20 protein-coding genes and 3 pseudogenes are annotated in these 20981 nt (G+C 48.8%); 5 read left to right on the forward strand and 18 right to left on the reverse strand.

Annotated features, from left to right (window positions below):
• The coding region (locus PY311_RS12125; protein ID WP_286148963.1) for a DUF6076 domain-containing protein at positions 1-511 on the forward strand (511 nt) is incomplete at its 5' end.
• A gap of 89 nt (positions 512-600) precedes the next feature.
• On the opposite strand, the gene PY311_RS12130 is transcribed toward PY311_RS12125, so the two are convergent.
• The 14 genes and pseudogenes from PY311_RS12130 to PY311_RS12190 all read right to left on the reverse strand — a co-directional run bounded on the left by PY311_RS12130 (position 601) and on the right by PY311_RS12190 (position 13905).
• Entirely contained in the window at positions 601-1452 is an 852-nt protein-coding gene (locus PY311_RS12130; protein ID WP_286148964.1) for a BRO-N domain-containing protein, read from the reverse strand.
• A 29-nt stretch (positions 1453-1481) separates the two neighbouring features.
• Positions 1482-1688, reverse strand: coding sequence for a DUF7695 domain-containing protein (locus tag PY311_RS12135; protein ID WP_286148965.1), 207 nt, complete (start codon positions 1686-1688; stop codon positions 1482-1484).
• 2 nt (positions 1689-1690) lie between these two features.
• Positions 1691-4396, reverse strand: a complete 2706-nt coding sequence (locus tag PY311_RS12140) for an AAA domain-containing protein (protein ID WP_286148966.1) — start codon at positions 4394-4396, stop codon at positions 1691-1693.
• A 36-nt stretch (positions 4397-4432) separates the two neighbouring features.
• Positions 4433-4549, reverse strand: a pseudogene (locus PY311_RS12750) (type I restriction enzyme endonuclease domain-containing protein); the annotation flags it as partial.
• 25 nt (positions 4550-4574) lie between these two features.
• A complete protein-coding gene (locus PY311_RS12145) occupies positions 4575-5456 on the reverse strand; it encodes a hypothetical protein (RefSeq protein WP_286148967.1) in 882 nt (293 codons plus the stop codon).
• A gap of 99 nt (positions 5457-5555) precedes the next feature.
• Positions 5556-6746 carry a restriction endonuclease gene (locus tag PY311_RS12150; protein ID WP_286148969.1) on the reverse strand — a complete coding sequence of 397 codons (1191 nt, stop codon included), beginning with the start codon at positions 6744-6746 and terminating at the stop codon, positions 5556-5558.
• A 14-nt stretch (positions 6747-6760) separates the two neighbouring features.
• A complete protein-coding gene (gene dcm, locus PY311_RS12155; protein ID WP_286148970.1) occupies positions 6761-7984 on the reverse strand; it encodes a DNA (cytosine-5-)-methyltransferase in 1224 nt (407 codons plus the stop codon).
• Positions 7985-8013: 29 nt separating this feature from the next.
• On the reverse strand, positions 8014-8484 hold the full coding sequence (locus tag PY311_RS12160) for a very short patch repair endonuclease (protein ID WP_286148971.1): 471 nt from the start codon (positions 8482-8484) through the stop codon (positions 8014-8016).
• A gap of 7 nt (positions 8485-8491) precedes the next feature.
• On the reverse strand, positions 8492-9256 hold the full coding sequence (locus PY311_RS12165) for a BglII/BstYI family type II restriction endonuclease (protein WP_286148972.1): 765 nt from the start codon (positions 9254-9256) through the stop codon (positions 8492-8494).
• Positions 9257-9258: 2 nt separating this feature from the next.
• On the reverse strand, positions 9259-10611 hold the full coding sequence (locus PY311_RS12170; protein WP_286148973.1) for a Sau3AI family type II restriction endonuclease: 1353 nt from the start codon (positions 10609-10611) through the stop codon (positions 9259-9261).
• A gap of 98 nt (positions 10612-10709) precedes the next feature.
• Positions 10710-11927, reverse strand: a complete 1218-nt coding sequence (gene dcm / locus PY311_RS12175) for a DNA (cytosine-5-)-methyltransferase (protein ID WP_286148974.1) — start codon at positions 11925-11927, stop codon at positions 10710-10712.
• 175 nt (positions 11928-12102) lie between these two features.
• Positions 12103-12627, reverse strand: coding sequence for a hypothetical protein (locus PY311_RS12180; protein ID WP_286148975.1), 525 nt, complete (start codon positions 12625-12627; stop codon positions 12103-12105).
• Between the two features lie 66 nt (positions 12628-12693).
• Positions 12694-13677: a hypothetical protein gene (locus PY311_RS12185; protein ID WP_286148976.1), complete on the reverse strand. Its 984-nt coding sequence runs from the start codon at positions 13675-13677 to the stop codon at positions 12694-12696.
• 30 nt (positions 13678-13707) lie between these two features.
• Entirely contained in the window at positions 13708-13905 is a 198-nt protein-coding gene (locus tag PY311_RS12190; protein WP_286148977.1) for a helix-turn-helix domain-containing protein, read from the reverse strand.
• A gap of 277 nt (positions 13906-14182) precedes the next feature.
• Between PY311_RS12190 and PY311_RS12195 the strand changes: the two genes are divergently transcribed.
• Positions 14183-14662 (forward strand): hypothetical protein, encoded by a 480-nt coding sequence (locus PY311_RS12195; RefSeq protein WP_286148978.1) that lies wholly within the window; start codon positions 14183-14185, stop codon positions 14660-14662.
• A 739-nt stretch (positions 14663-15401) separates the two neighbouring features.
• On the opposite strand, the pseudogene PY311_RS12200 reads toward PY311_RS12195, so the two are convergent.
• A pseudogene (locus PY311_RS12200) lies at positions 15402-16267 on the reverse strand (Y-family DNA polymerase); the annotation flags it as partial.
• Positions 16268-16724: 457 nt separating this feature from the next.
• Here PY311_RS12200 and scfA point away from each other — a divergent pair.
• From scfA to PY311_RS12215, 3 genes are all read left to right on the forward strand, one after another.
• A complete protein-coding gene (scfA, locus tag PY311_RS12205) occupies positions 16725-16871 on the forward strand; it encodes a six-cysteine ranthipeptide SCIFF (protein ID WP_033120249.1) in 147 nt (48 codons plus the stop codon).
• A gap of 69 nt (positions 16872-16940) precedes the next feature.
• A complete protein-coding gene (gene scfB, locus PY311_RS12210) occupies positions 16941-18329 on the forward strand; it encodes a thioether cross-link-forming SCIFF peptide maturase (RefSeq protein WP_253098639.1) in 1389 nt (462 codons plus the stop codon).
• Positions 18329-19654, forward strand: coding sequence for an aminotransferase class I/II-fold pyridoxal phosphate-dependent enzyme (locus PY311_RS12215; protein WP_286148980.1), 1326 nt, complete (start codon positions 18329-18331; stop codon positions 19652-19654). Before scfB ends, PY311_RS12215 begins: the two co-directional genes overlap by 1 nt.
• Before the next feature lie 293 nt (positions 19655-19947).
• On the opposite strand, the gene PY311_RS12220 is transcribed toward PY311_RS12215, so the two are convergent.
• From PY311_RS12220 to PY311_RS12230, 3 genes and pseudogenes are all read right to left on the reverse strand, one after another.
• Positions 19948-20208 carry a hypothetical protein gene (locus PY311_RS12220; RefSeq protein ID WP_286148981.1) on the reverse strand — a complete coding sequence of 87 codons (261 nt, stop codon included), beginning with the start codon at positions 20206-20208 and terminating at the stop codon, positions 19948-19950.
• 179 nt (positions 20209-20387) lie between these two features.
• Positions 20388-20558 (reverse strand): annotated as a pseudogene (locus PY311_RS12225) (Y-family DNA polymerase); the annotation flags it as partial.
• A gap of 230 nt (positions 20559-20788) precedes the next feature.
• Positions 20789-20981: hypothetical protein (locus PY311_RS12230; RefSeq protein ID WP_350309749.1), on the reverse strand; the 193-nt coding region annotated here is incomplete at its 5' end.

Here is a 20981-nt window from a genome sequence, read left to right on the forward strand (position 1 = left end):
GGCACAGGCGGCAAAAAATTACTTTCACGACTCTCCGAAAGATCCCGACCTGTTTTGTTTTCACCCCATCCCGCTCAGCTTTGAGCCGGTGGAGCCGGGGCGGTGTTCGCCGGTGCTGTATTCCTCCAGCATCCGGGACATGATCGACTACTCTCTGCGGAGCTGCGTGGAGCGGAATATCACCGTGCGGCGCTGCAAGAACTGCGGACGATGGTTTCCGCAGACCGGGCGGGTCAGCGCGGAGTATTGCGAGCGGCCTGTTCCGAAAGGTCAGCAGCGCTGCCGCGACATCGGCGCTCTGAAGCAGTGGACGCTCCGGCAGGCAAATAATGACGCTTTCAAGGCTTACCGCAAGGAATACAAACGGCGCTTTGCGTGGATCAAGGCCGGACGGATCACCGACCAGCAGTTTTACGATTGGAGTGAACGCGCCAGAGCGGAAAAGGATAAATGTGAGCAGGGGCTGATCTCTCAGAAGGAACTGGAAACCTGGCTGAAGGAATCCAAATGAAACACCGTGTGCTGACCTTGCGGTCAGCACACGGTGTTCTTTGTCTATAGCGAGGCAGATTTTAAACCGCCCCATGCGGAATCTGAATGCTATTTTTCTTTATTCCCCGCATCTTCCAGCAGATTTGTTACCACTTCACTAAGCTGCACAGCATTCTTGGCCGTGATAACAGGGACGCCTGTCTGCGTCTCAATGGCCTTCCGTGCGTCACCGGCCACCTTGCCACCGGCACGGGCCACGTCGATGTTCTCCGAAAGGGTTGCCGGTGCCTTCTGCTTGGAAATTTCCGTAGTGGTCGCCTCCGCCAGCATATTCAGCACCAGCTCCAGCGTGGTCATGTTATCACGGAGGTTTTCCTTTTTCAAACCTTTCAGGTTTTTGTACTGCCGGGTGGACATCCCCGACCATGCACGGGAGATCTCATCGGTGAGGATGGCGTACTCCACTCCCTTCTGCACGCCGCGGGCATCCCATTCATCGGTCAATTCTTTGCGAACTTGGATGGCTTGCAGCCGCTGGTTGATCCACTCGCGGGTATAGCCCTTTTTGAGATAGGTTTCCAATGCCCGCTCGATGGTCAGCTCTGGGTCGATGGTTTCCTCAATGCGCTCCCGGCCGACCTGTGCCAGCCAGAGTTTGAACGGCTCAGCCTTGGGTGAAGGGATAGACTGGATGATGCGGAGGATCTGCTCGGTATCGGCCACATCGGTCAGGCGTTTTTTACCATCATGAGCCGTCATTTTCAAACCGTGACAATTTGTCACGGTTTCATTGCCCTCGGCCTTCAACCGTTGTTTGAGTTTGCGCCAATACGCCGTGGGATCAACGCTGTCCGTCAGTACGCCAACCACATCGACAATGGAGAAGTACCATTCTTCCTTTTCTTCATCCCACGCCGTGCGGATACGTTGGTTTTCAAAAAGCTGAATTTTAAGAGACATCCTATCACCCAATTCCTAATCACCCAGGATCAAGTCAATGTGCCGTTGTCCTCCACCTTTTCCGCTTCAGACAGCTCTTCCCAATCCTCACGATTTCCGCATCTGCGAAGGTAATCGTGGCCGCCATCCACGGCGCAGGAGCCGCAGCTGCAAAACTTAAAATCATGGACGGTTTCGCTCTCGATGACTTCTCCACATTTTTTGCATCTGATTGCGTTCCTGATAATTCTCGGCATAATCAGTCCCTCTTTAGCGCATTTTTGATTTTCTCTTTTTCCCCGCTGCCATCTGTGCGGAGGCGCAGCAGCGGGACGGCGCACTTCTCCAGAATGGAGTTCTTTTTCGCATCCCGCTCTGCCTGCTTGCTCCCGGATTTATGAGATCCGCCGTCTACTTCGATCGCCAGAACAGGTTGCTTATCCATTTGATTGAACAGTAGAAAATCCACATGTGTCAGCGGATTGCGGGCATATTTGCGTTCTTCCTCTGTCAGTGGCGCATAATCCTTCACCAGCGTGGCAAGAGAAAAATGCACCGCACAGCCGATAGAGGAAAAAGGCTCATCGGACAATATCTCTTGAATTACCGAGTGCATTAGGTTCTCAGAATCGTACTCGGACACCCGCTTATGCTTTTGCAGATATTCTCTGCGCTGCTCGGCATAACCCTGATAGAGCATATCGAATACAGAATAGATCTGACTCTGGATGATTTCGAAATTGTTGTATTCGATGTACCGGGCCAAGTCACCATAGTTGGTCTGGTCATTGCGTGGGTCCTGCGATGTGATCACAGCCAGAGAATGAACCGCGCGGGAAACCGCCACATTCAGCATATGGGGATCATCCACAAAATCTGTGATGACATTGTCGACCGAAGTCAGAATGATTGCATCCTGCTCCCGCCCCTGAAACTTGTGGACGGTGTCCACCTCATAAGTATCTCCCAACTGCTTGCGGATGGCTGTCACCTGATCCCGATATGGTGTGATAATACCGATGCTCTGGAAATTTTGCTGATGCAGCCGCGGAAGTACCTCCCGCTGAATGACGTCGATCTGGCGCTGATTGAGATGTCCACGGGCGTGGTTGCCGGCAGTTGTCCGGTACATGGTCAATACATCCGGCTCATCATGATCCTTCGTCATAACGATCAGTTGCCCGTGGTAGAACTTCTGGTTGCAGAAGTTGATGATTTTTGGGTGGCAACGGTAGTGTTCCCGCAGCAGCGTAACAGGTGCGTCCTGCCATATTTCCAATGCAGAGGACAGCAGGCTGTGAGTAGAAAAGCGATACCGCTCATCCAAGGAATACTTTTTCCAAATGGCATCGCTGGTACGAATGTCATCCTCCGTCAGCACATTGGGGAGCTGCTTCAAGTCCCCAACAATCACGATATTCCGCGCACAGGAGAAGGCCAGTACCCCGGTAGCCAGATCAACCTGCGAGGCCTCATCCACAATCAAGTAATCATAGATATGTTCAATGCTCAGCGTTCCCTTGATGGAATAGGTCGTGCTAAGTACCACCGGGTACTCACGGGTAAACTCCGCAGAATTTCGGCGGAAATCATTCTTTTCAAAGCACCGTCTATTATTCCGCCAATGATACCGTGTTGCCAGCTCCGCCCGAAACAGCCGCAGGGACTTCTGTGTGAGCTCATCCATCTTCGCGTCGAAAGCGTAGCGCTCCAGCTTTCGGTTCAATTCCTGCTTTTCGGCCTCCAGTTCCCGCCTCTTTACGAAATAGAATTGGTTTTGCAAATAGGGAATGACCTGTTCCGGGGAACAGGCAAACAATTTGAGTGCATTACGGTTGAATCGGAACATGATGGAGATTTTTTGCAACAGGCTCAAGCGAGTCTCACGCTCTGCGTGCTGTTCAAATTCCATCCAAAGCGCAAGAAGCTTCTGCGAGGACAGCTTGTCCAAGCTCTCCATTGGCACATCGCTGTAACTTGCGTAATATTCCTCAAAATAATGCTGCTCCGGGTTTAGCTGCAAGAACTCCTGCTCAATTTCCGCAATGCGGTTTTTGGCATTGAGCATTTCGTTCAGTTCTTTGGAGAGCGCAGTCGTTTCCTGATCTAATTGCTGTCGTTCCTCCGGCGACATTTCCCAATCGCTCATATTCGGATAGGTGCCGGTCTGTGCATCCAGAAACTTCTCTTTGTTGGCAAGGCTGCCGAGAAACGCAGTCAGAAAAGCGGCATTTTTCTTCTCCAGCTTTTCCACAACATTATGCGTTGCGGAATTGTTGTTGGAGACAACCGCCACGGTTTTTCCGCTGCGAACAACATTGGCGATGATATTCAGGATCGTTTGTGTCTTCCCAGTACCCGGTGGCCCCTGAATGATACTGATTTTGGAGGAAAGCGCCCGTTCTACCGCCAGCTTTTGACTCTGGTTCAGGCCAAATGGATAAATCACTGCCTCCGGCATCTGGGGCATTTTGACGTCTTTCTGCGGTGCAAGATAGCTTGCCAACACGGTATCCTCGCTGACCTGCTGGATCTTGTCATACTGCATGCTTAGAATGTTGATACCGTTTTCCGCCACCAGACTGATTGCAGCGGCAGTCTCCTTGAAATATTGGAATGTTTCTTGATTTTTACCGTCTGCCAGGCAATTCTGCTGGAACTGCACTTCGCTCCTGTGGAACGATAAATCTCTCTTTCCGTTGCGGACAATACGATAATACCCGCCGAAATCGAGAATCTCATCAATTCCGCTGATGGCTTGCCCATTTGCGATGACAATCACCTGCGCAGGGTCAATTTTCTGTTTCAGAGGCAGGATCTCCACATTGCTACTCTGAAAGCTGTATGTCTTATTGGGCGCACTGGTATAGACGACCTCGCACTTTCCGTTGCGGAACTGAAAGTTCGCAACCGAGTCCGTCTGGTCTTTTCCCTTTATGATGATCAAGTGCTTTCGTGCGTCCATAGGCAATCCTTTCACTTAAGAATGCGAGCTATTGACTTACGGGTTGTCCACCCACATCTCGCACTGGCTCATGACAGTCTGAACGGCATCATCCATACCCTCTGACGGGTACTTATGCTTTTTCAGCTATCTTTTTACCAAGCAACGCATCCCTTGAGGAAACAGCCAACTCACATGCTCATGGTGTTTTGTTTTCGATTTCACTCTTCAATGCTTCAAAAGTCTTCTTCCGGTCAGCGTGCTCTAAGCGTAATATCGCTAAAAGGCACATTTGGTAAACCTCGTCATACCAAAATTCCAATTGCTCTTTTGCCAAATCCCCTATTGGCTTTTTAAATTTAGGGCTTTGAGGATCTGCATTATTATGGCGTATATGAAAGTTATTGAATGTATAGAATAAGTCGCTGGAAAATGTTTTATCAATTCTTTCGAGGTTTGTTCTCTGCGGTTCGAGCAAATTCGCAAGATCAAGCAAAGTCGTTTTCTTTTCTGCCAGATTACCTTTCATCGAATAATGGTTATAGGAAATCAGCCTATACGACAAGCTCTCTGGAATAAATTCACCTTCAGCAACAGCTATTGCAGCAGGGTCTTTCTCCACAAAAATAGTAAGGTCATTCTGCTTCGCCTGCATATATCCGATTTTTTCAATCACCTGACTAATTTGCTGTAGATAGAATTGAACATTAATAAGTTTTGTTGGCATATTCCCGTATCCATAAGGATAACTCAAGGGAACACATTGGTATGCCATAAGTAGGTTTTCAATATATTCGCACAACGAAATTAAATGGTCAATATTGAAATTAGTCGGATCTTTTTCAAAATGAAATCCATGCAAATCATTAAATTCATCTAACGAAAGACATGTCCCTCTAAAGTGAAAAGCGATAAAATATGTGCTGAACTCATCGTAAGCGGATATCCAGCTTGTGTTTGACACTTGAATACTACGATCATATAGCATTCCATAAAGTTTTTGATATTCTACCTTGACATCTATCTTTGCATCTTTTAAAATCTGGGCAAAATTTCGTCTCATGGATTCACCTGCTTTCATTTGTAGCTTATCCGCTCATAAGCATGCAGGAATCATTTATCGCTTTAACCCGTATTGCGGGTTAACTATATCCCAACACCATTTTTGCACCACCAAAAATCAAAAATTTGTGCTTAGCCAATCTTTCAAGAGTTCCACACTGCAGATACCTGCATTATACAAAATTTCAATAATATCCCCGCCGGAAATAATCACAATAGGATGCTCATCTTCGATGATTTCTTTGTAGGCTTGATTTCCAACATATGATGTGGTCACAAAAATTCCAAATTGTCGATGTTTGATTCTTGAAATCAAGCGTGATGTCTCTTTTACACCCACCGCATTACTTATTTTGTATCGCTTAGCTTCTAATGCAAATTCGAGTTCGATACCATTCACTATCGTGCCTACACGGTATTTTCCAACGGCATCTCTACCACCATCTCGAGTGCGCCGCGTTGCTTCAATGCTGATAATATTGGAATCCATAATTTGCGCAACTTTACAGGCACAAGCTTCAAATGCATACGGGTCTGCAAAATAACTTATCAATGTTTCCAACATTTGATACTCCAGACTACCGGGAGCGGGAAGCTGCTCGTTTGCCTTTCGATATTGGATTGGGTTTTTTTCTGTTATCAATGGCTTATATTCATTTTTATCGACCCAGCACAGCCATGCCTTAGGCGCGTACTGGCTCTCGTATCCATGGTCATTTTCTAAATCCACAAGCCATCGCCTATCGATTCGGGGGATATTAAGTATGGTGAATGTAGACTTATAGTTCTGATACCGCCCCTCCTTGTTCTGCGCCCAAACAGAAACTAACGCATCCTGCGAATTCATTCGCCTATCACCAGGTACGGCAAGTCCACAAAATACCACATCCCTACCGCAGTATTTCTGGAATATGAATACTGGTGCTATTTGTTTTCTTTGACCAACGGCAAGCTTGGCAAAGATATTCTGTAAAAATAAATTCCCTCCGAATTTCGTTTTTGTCATCGGATTGCCGGCTTTTCTGTTATCTCCCCAGTATGTAAAACGTCCAAGCGTTCTATCGATTTCATCACGCCATTCGATTTCCTCTCCAGTCGTATAAATACATACATAAGCCACATCTTTCGCTTTTTTCCCGTTTTCACCCAGTTTCATGCATTTCCTAAAACCGCCAGAATTGCCAACATGCATTACCTTCGATAACACTTCACTCCCAAGATTCTTGGCAGTTCCACCTTCGTAAACTGCATCTACGAGCAAATCAGCAGCATCTATCTCAGTAAATGGGATGCGTAAAATTTTCTCCATAGGGCATACCCTTTCTAAAATTCGCTTAATAATACTCTGCCTATCCTCTTTACAAGCGGAACGACTAAGGCGTTACCCATGCAAAAATATCGCATTCGTTCAGGCATTCCTGTATCCGTCCAACCATCCGGAAATCCATTCAATCGTTCACATTCGACCGGAGTCAGCACCCGTAGGCGGCCAGCCATCGGGTCCCGTACGACATGAGAAGTCCGGCCCACCTGGGATTCTGAGGTCAGCATCGTTCTTGAGGGCTTGTCCAACGATTCCGGAAATTGAACGCTGCCCTCGGAAAAACAATACTGACTGCCATCTCGCCGCTGCCGTTTCTCACGCTTTGCCCCCTTGGAGTAGGTCCATCGGGGCATATCTTCGGTGCGAAGGAAATAGTGCTCATCCACTGGACCTGTCTCTAACATGTCCTTTAGAGGTGTGGCTTCTATTCGCTGCGGAGTCACATCAACAGAGTATATCCGTCCGTTCATCATAACGCCAGCGTTATATAAATATACCCGCTGGTTTCTTGAAACAGTTGAAATATCAGCATATTCTAATTCATCGATCCAATTTTCGACATATGACCTGCTATGACTTTGAACAGGAAACGCTTTTGCTAAAATACCATTCTCCATAATATGCTTGTGCATAGACTTAAGGCCTTGCGCACATACCACTTCTGCAAAATTGCGAAAAATCTCCGTCTGGTCATGATAGGCTATGATAAATGTCCGCCGCCGTCGTTGAGCGTATCCATATTCAGCAGCATTGATGACTCTCCATTCTACGGCATAACCTTTCTCGTAAAGGCATCGTAATATGATGGAAAAATCCCGACCGGGCTGTTTAGCCGGAGAGCGGATCAGCCTGTCCACATTTTCCAGCAACACATACCTTGGCCTTTTTTCTCGGAGAATATCATCTATTTGCCACCAGAGCGCACCCTTAGCCCCCTCGATTCCTGCTGAATTTTTCTTCATGACGGAATAGTCCTGACATGGGAATCCACCGACAAGCAGATCATGGTCAGGTACATTGATTTTAGCTTTGGCGATATCTTGACAAACATGGTACTTTTGACTGCCAAAATGCGCAGTGTAGCACTCAAAAGCATACTGCTCTCGCATAGACGGCTCCCATTGGTTTGCCCATATCACTTTGAACCTATCAGACGCAGATTCCAAGCCTAAGCGGAAACCGCCTACGCCTGCGAAAAGCTCTACTGTTCTGATAGTCTCCATAAATATAGCTCCCATGTAAGATGCTGATATCACTCTTCATAGTCAATGGTTTCTTGCGCATCTGCGCTATCTATCAGCTGCGCAAGGATGACTTCCTCAATCGTAGCAACACACGTCGATAAATCTTTGACGACTTCTTTTTCCCAAAAGTGAATGGGGACCCATCCATCCTGCATCAACAGTTGGTCATCCCGAAGGTCGCGAGCCATGTTTTCTTCGATTTTTTCGATCCAATACTCACGATTGCTCTTAAGGCGTGTCTTCCGGTTTTCCCAATCTTTTCCGTGCCAAAACTCGCCATCGACAAAAACAGCGATACGATGCTTGAGGATCGCAATGTCGGGAGAACCGGGCAGCTTCTTATCATTTTTACGATAACGATAGCTCTGGTGCCAAAGCGCTTTTGCCAACAATGTTTCTGCTTTTCCGCCCTTCAGTTTGACCTTGGACATGCGTTTTCGAGTCTCAGGGGTGGAGTCATATGATTTGGGGTGTTTCATATTGAACTCATGTATCGTCGATATCGATACCAATTACCCAAACGGGGGTTCGGACCAGCTGTTTGTTTTCTCTAAAAAGACTTACAACATCAGTAAAAGAAACAATACCGCTACTTAGTTTTCTCTCCAAATCACCGGTAGCCGTAATGTACACATAATAATCGATTTCGCCGTCTGACGAAGAGTTCAATAATCTCAACAGATCATGCCTAACGATAGCCCAGTTGCCAAATTGTATTTCCCCGACAATCGTATAACGTTGTTTTTGGCACTCAATATTCTCTCCCGGCATCCCGCCCAACGAATCGAGTTTATCTTTCCAATCTCGCTTTCGGCTAAATGTGGATCCATCGGCTTTTAAGACTTTTTTATTTAGTGCTAACAAGGGCGTTTCTCCATTATACCTTCCGGGATTTCCTACAAAAGAGTTCCTAATCTTGATTGTATTGTACTCTTCGTCAAACAAAGAGAAATCAAACCCCTTCTTTCCGGTTGTAAGAATCGCTCCATATTCAACATGTGTTTCTTTGTGAATGCCAGAAATAACCGTCATCTTTTCGCGGAGAACACTATTCAATTCAGCTGCATTATAGCCAGAACGAGTAACGCCATCCTCCGTATGGTCCTTTGGCGTTAATTCGTACGATTGTGTTAACCATGTAGTAATCCCATCTTTAAGAAGATTGCCGGAAGCATCCTTAATTGCGGGCAGAAGCAAATCTGCGTTGTTGAAAAAGTACTCACTCGCAATTTTAATTTTTACAGTATCCATAATTAACCTCCGTGAATCTGTTCTGCGATGTATGTGTTATTCAACCAGAAACACTGCTTAGTCATCATTCGACCATCCGGTAGGGGCAACTTATCAGAAGCATCTTTTCCGTGGGGCCTGACATGTGCAACAGGGCTCTCGGCCTGCTTCGGCAGGTTATTGCTGACTCCGCGAGGAGTCTGAATCAACTGAACTCCTTCGCGAATCGTTTGGACAGTTCGTGCCCAAACTCGATGTACTTCTTCAAGGTCATCATTAGGAATATTCCAGAACATGACACGGTCAAATGTATACTCTCCATCGTCCCGTTCCTGGAAAATGACAAACAGAAACTTCGTGGGAGCCAGATAGTTATAGAGTTCCGATTCTTCCCAAACATCCTCCTGACTTAGCTCAATGAAATCAAACATGGGAAAGGACATGCTTTCCTTGATTTTACCGTTGCTTTGCACTCGGATAGTTTTGGGGATAATACCTGCCTTTTGAAACTCCTCCGTACAGGCAATACGGCCTTTGACATCCAACATTCGCGCCAATAGGATCTCATTAAGGCTCTTAGCATTGCTATCGACACCAAGTCTGAATTTAAGTTCATTTTGAGTCATTCCATAATAAGGCTTAACTTTATCAACGATGTATTCCTCAAAAGTTTTGGCGTGCAACACATCTGCGGATTTGATAATGCATGGGCTCTCCGCATTTCCAAATATATACTTGTTGAGGATCTGCGTCATGTACGATGATTTCAGAGAATATGCCCGCTGTTTTGCAGGAAGCTCCGAAAACGGTTGCTGCCGAACGCTGGACGCATTGGCTCCCTTTGTACAAGCCGCAAGATAGAGTGTGTCACCCTCCGAGAGTTCATGAGCACGGCCTGCACGGACCTTTCTCATAATAGTTTTCCAGTCGTGCTCAATGATAGCAAGATCCTCTTCTGGAAAACTAAACAAAACCGCCTCGTCTATCCGAAAATCACCCTTGGGCTTGTCTGCAAGGTGCTCATAGGACATGAGAAGCATGGTGTTGCATTTATGCCAAAAGGCGCTGGTTTGGAAGGTCTTATCGTACTCCTCCATATAGTTGATGATATTGCAGACCAACCGTTCCTTGGCACGGATCCCGTTTTTCCCACGCAGATAGGGCGTGACCTTCAGTTCTACGCCAGCCTCCGGGAAGTCTGGCTCAGACTCGGAGTTGGGCGTGTAGCCAAACCAGCTCTCTTCGATAACAGTTCCGATAGCACCTTTTCCCGTGGCCAAACGACCAGTTTTATCGACATCCCGGAGCGGGATACCCTTGATCTCCTGCGCACGCCGCAGAATTGATTCTTTGGTCACATACTGTGTTCCCTCCACTGCTTCCAACTCCTTTTCTATAATCTCATTATGAACGACCATGGGTCTTGCGCATTGCTACGCAAGACCCATGGATATCATTCTGATTTTGATATAGCTTATTTTTCTTCAGCTATGATCGTATCCAGAACTCTACCCATTCTGGTTATCATCGGTACGACCAGGGCATTGCCCATGCAAAAGTATCTCATCCTATCAGGCATACCTGTATTTGTCCAGTCATCATCAAACCCCTGAAGGCGTTCGGCCTCAACAGGTGTCAACAAGCGGAGCTCTCCTGTTCCAGGGTCTGCTACAACATGAGTGGATCGGTTTAGCGTAGATTCACTGGTCAGCATGGTCCGTCCCGGTCTATCCCACGGATCCGGAAACGCTACAGGTCCCTCAGAGAACACATACTCATGACCGTTCGTAGATGTTCTTGGGATTTTCTTTGCTCCCTTCAGATACACCCATTTGGCTTTCTTATCACTTGGAATATAATATTTCTCATCCACATTTTTTTGAAGAATTTCGCCAAGAAGAATCGCTCTTTCTTCTGTTTCTGCAATTCTGGAAGTATATATCTTACCCGCATGCATATAACCGGCATTTTCGAACATGAATGCGAAGTTATCACTCACGTCTACAATGTCTTTGCTAATCACAGCTTCAGTTAATTGCCCCATATTCTGAATAGGAAAGGTCTTTGCCATCAATCCTTTCGCTTTGATGACCGATTCTGCAGGTACTTTAGACATCTTCTGCCCGTAAACTGTGTTGTCCTTATATGCGTAGATAAATGTTCTGCGACGGCGTTGTGCTGCACCATACTGTGCAGCATTAACGACTCGCCATTCCACGCTATAGCCTTCCTGGGCAAGACACGCAAGAATAACGCCGAAGTCACGTCCTCGCTGTTTGGCTGGGGATTTAAGTAATCTATCTACATTCTCGAAGATGCAGAACGGTGGCTTTTTTGCGATGATCGTATCTCTTATCTGCCACCATAGTACGCCCTTTTTACCTTCGATGCCATGAGAAGACGACAGGGTGTGTGCTACACTATAGTCCTGACAAGGGAAGCCACCCACGAGAAGCGTGTGGTCGGGAATGGCCTGCTTGTCCATCGTGCTGATGTCTTCTCCAGTATGAAATTCATTATTCAGGTCTGGACTGTCTCCAAAGTGCTGCACATAGCAGTTGTGTGCCCATTGTGTCCTTGCACCGGGTTCCCACTGTGAGAACCATGTGGTCTTCCAGCCTGATTCAAGTCGGTCGAATCCCAATCGGAATCCGCCGACACCTGCGAATAATTCGCAGATAGTCTTTTGCATAATAAAGCCCTCCTTTGACCGTCATGCGGTCAGCTCGCTTATTTTTCATAGACCGAGCCGTAGCTCATGTTAGCACCGGCAGACGCCGGATCGTTGGTCTATATTTACTATATCACAGACTTCTTCAGAAATCAGCAATAACTTCTCATTTTCGTTTTCAAGATGGTATTGTTTATTATCCGTTATCAATCAAAGCCTTGAATCGTTTAATAAGTATCAGCATATTTAGAACCATAACAAATACCAAATAGTATTCAACTATGCTAATAATAATCTGCGCCCAACACTTTATACTATCAGGCAAAAAGATAATCGCCAGCGAAATTATTAGGGACATCATACATAAAACTATCTCCAGCAAAACTGTAGACGCAGTTTCTTTTAGGACTTGCTCATACAGTTTTCCAGTTTGTTTCGATGTATCTTTGCTTACCAGGATGGATAACATCGCAAAAAACGCAGAAATTAGAATGGATAAAAATACAGATAGATGCTCTGCTAATTCACTTGTGAGCACAGTAACCTGCACCAGTGCAGTGGATAAAAGCACGGGCACTCCCCAGAATAGCCACAGGTGTTTTCTTGCATCAGAAAATATCGATATATAATCTTTAAAAATTTTTTTGATATTTAAATAATTAGTTCCTGCTTTAAAAATATAGACAAACAGAATCGTCAAGGAAAGGATGAACAGTGCCATAGGTGATACACATGCCTTCAACACTTTCACTATAGTCTCAATTATCAACACCATTCACTCCCTAACTTAAAACTTATTTGGTAAATGCTCAATGTATTCTTCGGCGACCTCAAGCATATGGGTTTCAAAATTAGGGAAATCGATTGTACCGTCCGGCAGCAGTAGTTCATCAGGGAGCGCTTCTTCGACAGACAACTCATCTACCCCATGAAGATCTATCGTCCGTAGTCTGTCTCCAATTTTTACTACCATTTTTGTCTCAGGATAATCGTGGTTATCAAACGTGAAGAAATTATATTTTGCCTCTGAGACGTGTCTCAATTTTGCTTTCATCTGGTTGGTGATTTTGATTGGTACCAGGGTACGTTCTTCACGGCCGTATCCTGCGCCATAAAGTTTATCAGCTGTATCATTGCTTTGAACATTTCGTGCTAATTTGATTTTTTGTATCATGCCACTCTCAAATAATTTTTTTAGATAAAAGTCCGGGGCCAGATTTTGAGTTCTGAAAGTTAGTCCCAATTTTTTTGAAAAGAATTCTTGCATCGCCTTCGTTGTTACGGTTTTTACGCCATAGATTCCAATTTCCTGAAAGAGAATAAGTCCTCTCTGCGCCTTACTTATCTCAGTATCTTTTGGAATGACCACTACAACATAAAAAGGTTTGACATCGGCCTCATCCCGACTCTTTTTGTGAACTGTACTTTTGGTCTTCCTGTTTACCAATTTAGATGCATATCCATAATACCCTGCGTAAACAGTAAAAATCAAATACCGATATGTGTCCGTTTCCCCTTGGTTCGTGCTATTAAATGAGCAATTGAAAAGCTGTTGACTGAGTTCTTTATCATCTACATCCGTGTTGGCTCCAATAAAATCAACAATCAAATCGAGCGCGGATGCATATTCATAGGTTCGCTCTTCTCCGTCTTGTAAACGATTGAAGATGACTTTTGCGTTGAGCGGTAATGTTTGTTCTGGATTTTTCCCCTTCCACTTCTTAAAAGAGAAACTATATGCGCGTAAACTCAGTTTTTGCGAAAAAGCCATACCTCACTTTTCTCCTTTACTTTGTATACTCTAAATAATTTCTATAATATCCTCAATTCTACAATCCAGCGCCGCACAAATCTTCACGAGTATCTCTGTGGTAACATGTCCATTCCGTCCCATCTTGGTGACGGATGCTGGGCTGATGCCTGCCTTTTCACACAAGTCTTTCTTTTTCATGTCCTTATCGATGAGCAGCTTCCAGAGTTTCTTATAACTCACAGACATAAAATATCTCCTCCGTACCGATATACAAAAAATGCTCTGCCGCTTGGCAGAGCATTCGGTCTATTGCAGCCATACTGCCAAGGCCTATTCCAACACTTGACAGTGTTGTTTTTTATGATAGCACATTCGGGCAGTAAAAGCAAGAAAATGATAGATTCGCACGAATTCTGACTCTATTAGATTTCTTTTCAAGCCGCAAAAGAAACGGTTGAATCTCCGGACAGTCAGAGCTACAATGCCAACACCTCATCGCGAGGACAAGCTGATTGGAGGTCAGATGATGAATTATGAAGTGAACCCGTGTCAGAACTATGGATCGGTCACCATTGATGGATTGAAAGAGCAGACCAGCAACCTGCTGGATCTGGTAACGAAAGAACAGCGACCGCTGCGCGTATGCATGAATAATGGCAAAGAGTTTCTGTTGTTCCCTCAAGACCTGCTCGCTCCGATCTGCGATTCCGACTTTCGCTTGATCCTGCTGTCAGCAATGCGGTACGCGATGGGCAGAAACACATATATGCCCGCGGTAGTTTCCGATTATATTAAGCGCCACATTCGGTTTCTGGACGATAAGTTTCTTGCGTTGGCTGCCGATGATATTCGGCGGCACCTCGAAGACTACGCAGAGCATGAGCCGAATCCGAATCTTTGGCAGGGCCTTTTTGATGCACTCGAAACAGAGCGGAGAACGCGTGCTACGCGTCAGGCAAGGAAGATTATGCCTGACCCGACCCGCGGGTACTCCTCGCTTTGAACGCTAATCGAAAAATATTCATGTTAAAATTACGATGAAAGTCAACAGCGTTTTCCTCGCAAGGAGCAGATGCTTTCCCGTAGTTTGACAGGCTTTCCCTTAAAACGCAGCTCGTATTAAGGGAAAGTTTCTATTCTTTGTCTATAGCGACGCAAATTCTGCGCCGCCTGTCCCTGCATAAAGGACTTGCTTAACCTCTCCAGCAGAGGTACAATGCGGCAAACCGGAGCGACGAAGCATCCGTCCGCAGCACTCCGGCAAACTATAAAAACCGCTTTCTGTCCCCTGTCACGAGGGTGTTCAGAAAGCGGTTTTTTGACCACATGTTTGACTACAGGCAGGCGTGGAGCACGCGGAAACAGTGGAGTCAAGAGTTGCGAAGAGCATCCATAATAAAGCAAAAGCGGCTATAAAGCGTCGGAAAAAGTAGAAAAATTTTTATTCAAAAGTTTGGGAGCAAGATGCCGGGAATTCGAGTCTCCCATCTCGGGCCAAAATGTGTTGATGAAAGATGCAGCACAGAAAACGTCGCACGAAAGTGCGGCGTTTTCATATATTTATCGCCACTTTTCAATTCAAAAAGTTAGAAAAAACAGGTTTTTCGGACAACGAGTTTTTGGCCGCGACAGGCGACATTTTAGAGATGCAACCGGTCGTTTTTATGAACTGGTGTGACTCGAACGCCAGGGCATAAAAAAGAGCAAACCGACAGGCCGCCGATCTGCTCCCCGTGAGGGGGAGTATCCTCCCCCACGAGCCTGTTGGCGGTTATTGTCAGGCGGCGGACGGTCAGTTTCGGTTCGACCTTGCTGTCATAAATGCCGAGCACCGCGTCGGTGATGCAGCGAACAGACGATGTCTTTCGCGGCAGGTTGGCTGTTCCATGGGCATGTTTTGGAATCTTTCTTCCGTAAGTGTCTGTTACCGTTTCCCCACGGAAGTCCGCGGATGCCACGTTCTCGATATCATAACCAACCGTCAGCGTCACCTGGTCTGTCACCAGATGCTTCTCTAAGAGGTTCAGTGCAACAGCCTCCGCCATTTCCCGCACAACGCGACGCGCTTTGTCGTAGGCATAAGGGGATTGAAGGACCTGCCCGGAACTGACACAGTTCGTCTCCGGCCTATAGGCTTTTATGTTGGAGATTCGGCAGTGCTCCCAGCCCCAGGCGTGGTCGATCAGCAGCTCGGCGTTGATGCCAAACAGCTTATAGAGCAGCGCCTCGTTATAGTATTCCCCGGCCTTCCCGATGGAGCACCGGGCGATATCTCCCATGGTGTAGATACCGATGGCCTCGAGCTTTTTGGCATAGCCTTTTCCCACCCGCCAGAAGTCGGTCAGCGGGCGGTGCATCCAAAGCTATCTGCGGTACTCATTTTATCCAGTTCCGCGATCCGGACACCGCTCTCATCCGGCGCGACGTGTTTGGCCATGATGTCCATAGCGACCTTGTAAAGATAGAGGTTTGTGCCGATCCCCGCGGTCGCGGTGATTCCCGTTGTGCGCAGCACATCAAGGATCATGGTTCGTGCCAGTTCCCGCGCCGTCATGTGATACGTCCCAAGGTAACTGGTGGCGTCAATCATCACCTCATCAATGGAGTAGACACAGCCATGAGCAAAACTCCAAAAGAGTAGTAATTGCAATGGTTCCCGGCCATGGCTGAAACCGGAAACCACTCATATGGTATAGAAAGCGGAGCCCCTTTTTGGTAAAATTGACTTGAGAGAAAACCAACCAGAAAGGGGCTGTCCGCTATCTACCGACAGGAAATCATTCAGGATGTGACGCTGTTCACATCCCAAAGCGCCGCCATGTTTTATGACAAGCTTTTCAGCAGCTTGGACTTCACGCTGCCAAGGGCAACAACCGAACGGCGGGGCCCCCAAAGAAGCCATGGTCTGTGCTTTTATCGTTATGAAATGCGCCCAATAGCCAAATTGCTGGAATATCTTGACTTTATACGGATGATATGCTAAAATTTTTCCGGTTTTTAGGTGACTGTCTGCGGGTAGTCCGCCGGGAAATCCATTAGAATTTAACAGATTGGAGATACATATTATGGAAAGAATCAAGACTCTCGAGACTCGTAGCCTGTGCGACAGCGCCAAGAACGGCGGTTGCGGTGAGTGCCAGACTTCCTGCCAGTCTGCCTGCAAGACCAGCTGCGGCGTGGCAAATCAGAAGTGCGAGAACACCAACAAGTAATCAATTGCAATTTTCAAAAAGCTGCCGCCTGTTCAGGCGGCACTTTTTCTGTACGAGGAGAACGGAAGAATGGTACATCAGTATCAACTGAACGGCTACAACATCGTGCTGGACACCTGCTCCGGCGCCATTCATGTAGTGGATGAGGTAGCCTATGACATCATTGCGCTTTACCCGGATCACACGGCGGATGAGATCGTAACGGCAATGATGGAAAAATACGGCGCCCGCGAGGATGTGACGGAGAAGGATCTGCGGGACTGCATTGATGACGTGGAGGCGCTGAAGCAGGCCGGGAAACTCTATACCCCCGACACCTTCGCGGACATGGCCGGTACGTTCAAGGAGCGTTCCGGCGATGTGGTGAAGGCGCTGTGCCTGCATGTGGCGCACACCTGCAACCTGAACTGTTCCTACTGCTTCGCCAGTCAGGGCAAGTATCACGGCGACCGCGCGCTGATGAGTTTCGAGGTGGGTAAGCAGGCGCTGGACTTTCTGATGGATCACTCCGGCAGCCGCACCAATCTGGAGGTGGACTTCTTCGGCGGTGAGCCGCTGATGAACTGGGACGTGGTGAAGCAGTTGGTGGAGTATGCCCGCAGTGTGGAAAAGGAGCGGGGCAAAAATTTCCGCTTTACGCTGACCACAAACGGTATGCTCATCGATGATGACGTGATTGACTTCGCCAACCGGGAAATGAGCAATGTGGTGCTGTCGCTGGATGGCCGCAAGGAGATCCATGACCGGCTGCGGGTGGACTATGCAGGCAACGGCAGCTATGAGCGCATTGTGCCTAAGTTCCAGAAGCTGGTAGAGGCCAGGGGCAACAAGAACTATTATATGCGCGGCACCTTTACCCACGCCAATCCGGACTTTACGAAGGACCTGTTCCACATGGCGGATCTGGGCTTCACCGAGCTGAGCATGGAGCCGGTGGTGTGCGCGCCGGAGGACCCCGCCGCACTGACAGCGGAGGATCTGGAGATCGTGAAGGACCAGTACGAGCTGCTGGCCAAGGATATGCTGCGTCGGGAAAAGGAAGGCAAGCCCATCACCTTCTATCACTACATGCTGGATCTGACGGGCGGCCCCTGCATTTACAAGCGGATCTCCGGCTGCGGCTCCGGCACGGAGTATATGGCCGTGACCCCTTGGGGTGATCTGTATCCCTGCCATCAGTTCGTGGGCGAGGAAGCCTACAAGCTGGGCGACATCTGGAACGGCGTGACCAATACGGCCCTGCGGGAGGAATTCCGCTCCTGCAACGCCTACGCCCGGCCAGAGTGCAATGACTGCTGGGCGAGATTCTACTGCTCCGGCGGTTGCGCGGCCAACGCCTTCCACGCCACGGGTTCCATCCGCGGCGTCTACGAGGCAGGCTGCGAATTGTTCCGCAAGCGTATTGAATGTGCCATCATGATGAAGGTGGCGGAAGATTCTGCCAAGGCCAACGGCTGATGGAAACGCCCATTGCTGATTTTGTCCGGCGGTACGCGGATTCCGGGATGATTCGGGCGCACATGCCCGGCCACAAGGGAAAACCCTTTCTGGGTTGCGAGGCGCTGGACATCACCGAGATCCAAGGTGCGGACAGCCTGTACGAAGCGGAGGGCATCATCCGGCGCAGTGAGTCCTATGCCGGGGAACTGTTCGGCTCTGGCCGGACGGTGTACTCCACGGAGGGGTCCAGCCAGTGTATCCGGGCGATGCTGTATCTGGCGCTGACCTGCGGAAATGGGTCCCGGACGGTGGTGGCCGCCAGAAACGTACACCGGGCGTTTGTATACGCGGCGGCCCTGCTGGATTTTGAGATCGTCTGGCTGTGGCCGGAGCGGAGCGCATCTCTCTGCGGCTGCCCGGTATCGCCGGACACATTGGAGCGGACGCTGATGGAGCTGCCTGCGCCGCCGGCGGCGGTCTATCTCACCAGCCCGGACTATCTGGGCGGCATGGCGGACATTTCCGCTCTGGCAGAGGTGTGCCGGAAACACGGTACGCTGCTGGCGGTGGACAACGCCCACGGCGCCTATCTGCGGTTTCTGGAGCCCTCCTGTCACCCACTGGATCTCGGCGCAGACCTGTGCTGCGATTCGGCACACAAGACGCTGCCGGTGCTGACCGGCGGCGCGTACCTGCACATCAGCCGTGCGGCTCCGGCATCTCTCCGGGAGAGTGCAAAAACAGCGATGGCCATGTTTGGCTCCACCAGTCCGTCCTACCTGACGCTGGCGTCGCTGGATCTGTGCAACCGCTATCTGGCGGATGGGTACCGGGATCGCCTGCGGGAGATGTGTGGGCGTCTGGAGGAAGCGCGAAAGGCGCTGACGGCTGCCGGTTGGCAGGCGGAACCGTCGGACCCGCTGCGGCTGACCGTCAAGGCCCCAGCCGGGATGACCGGCGGGCAGTTGGCGAACTGTCTGCGTGAGAGCGGCGTGGAATGTGAATACGCCGATCTGGATTTTTTGGTGCTGATGCTGACACCGGAGAATCGTGCGGCGGACATCGAGCGGCTTCTGCATGCTTTCGGAACAAATGATGCCGTTTATGCGCCGCAGCCGACGCTGCCGCTGGCCCGTGGAGAACGGGTATGTTCCGTGCGGGAGGCACTGTTTGCCCCACGGGAGACCATACCGGCAGCGCAGTCATTGGGCCGGGTCTGCGGCACCCCTACCGTGGGGTGTCCGCCTGCGATCCCCATTGCGGTGTCCGGTGAGCGAATTGGCCCGGAAGCGCTGGAACTGTTCCGACGGTATGGCGTGGAGCAGGTGGAAGTCCTGCGCTGAAAACGGTTTTGAGAAAAGCAAGACCGGCAAATCTGAATACAGACAAACCGCAGGACCGGCAAATGCTGGGCCTGCGGTTTTTACCATATCTGCTGGCCGATGGCGCGCCCAGTGCCCTGCTTCGTTTAGGGTGTGGTATGGGTGTAGGAGCGACGGGTGGATCCATCCGAATAGTGGCCCGGCACCCCCAAATAACGGTTTTACGTCCACCCCTGTTTTTCAGGGACAGTGCGGCGTAGGCATACCGCGGATCGTGGAACTGAATGCGCTCCGCGCCAATGGCCTTCGGAATTTTATCGTGCGTCCAGAGCGGCATCGCCCACCAGTTTAGTAATTCGGATTTGTGCAATAGCACCGACAATACCTGAAAATGCGTTACTACTCCCAGTAGCCGTATCCTCTATTTTGGAGATTGCCTTCTCTGTATCCCCGGCGGCCTTGGTGACGGACTTCAAATTCCGGACCATGTTATCATAGTCCGCCTGGGCCGTTTCCAGCTTCAGCTTGTCCGCTTCGCTGCGGGTTTTCGCAAACTGCTTTTCCGCATTCTGCAAGGTGCTTTCGCCTGCTTCACATCAACCCTGATGGTTGCTTTGTTTTTGCTCAGGAACGTCAGGATGTCCTCCGTTTTGCCAAGGTTCTTCCCGAAGCTCTTCGTAGTCTCGCCCTTGCGCTTGACTGTCTCCGAGTATCGGTCTGTGGCCTTGATGACGATGGCGGATTCTTCACGCCGGCGTTCGGCGTTGACTTCTTTGACGCGTTCCAGCACCTCAAAGAGGCGAGCTCTGCCGGGTATCCCGTAGGCTTTCAGGGCTGGCGAAACCGCAAGGCATATCGTTTTCTCGGTACGGCTGATATCCGCCACCACAAGGTTTGTTGTCATAGGGTCAAGACCGCGCTCCATGCACTCGACGGACGCATAGTACGACTTCAAGAAAAGCCGAATTCGGCTTTTCCTGAATAATGCCGAGGAAAAAGAAATGCCGATATCATTGGGAAGTACCTGAAACAAATGAGGAATTCAAATAAATAGCGACATTTCAAATCACATTAGACCGTAAAAGAGATGCGCAAAACAGGCGGAAGGAGCAGCCCGCAAACAGGCAAATGGAAATCAAAAGAGTTTAGGGCATTTCAAGGGCGCAAAAACCATAGCACGGTGAACCCCGCGCCTGCAAAAGGTATGGAAAAGACAGATCGGGCGGAACGCCGAAGCTGTTTGGCAGAACGGTAGGAGTGAGAGCCGTGCAGAACGGCGGCCAGCGCAATCGCTAAAGCGGAGATGTGGGCCAGCGTATTGAGGTTTGCCGCGCTTGCGCCGTTACGC

The organism is Neopoerus faecalis (assembly GCF_029218125.1).
Lineage (GTDB): Bacteria > Bacillota > Clostridia > Oscillospirales > Oscillospiraceae > Oscillibacter > Oscillibacter faecalis_A.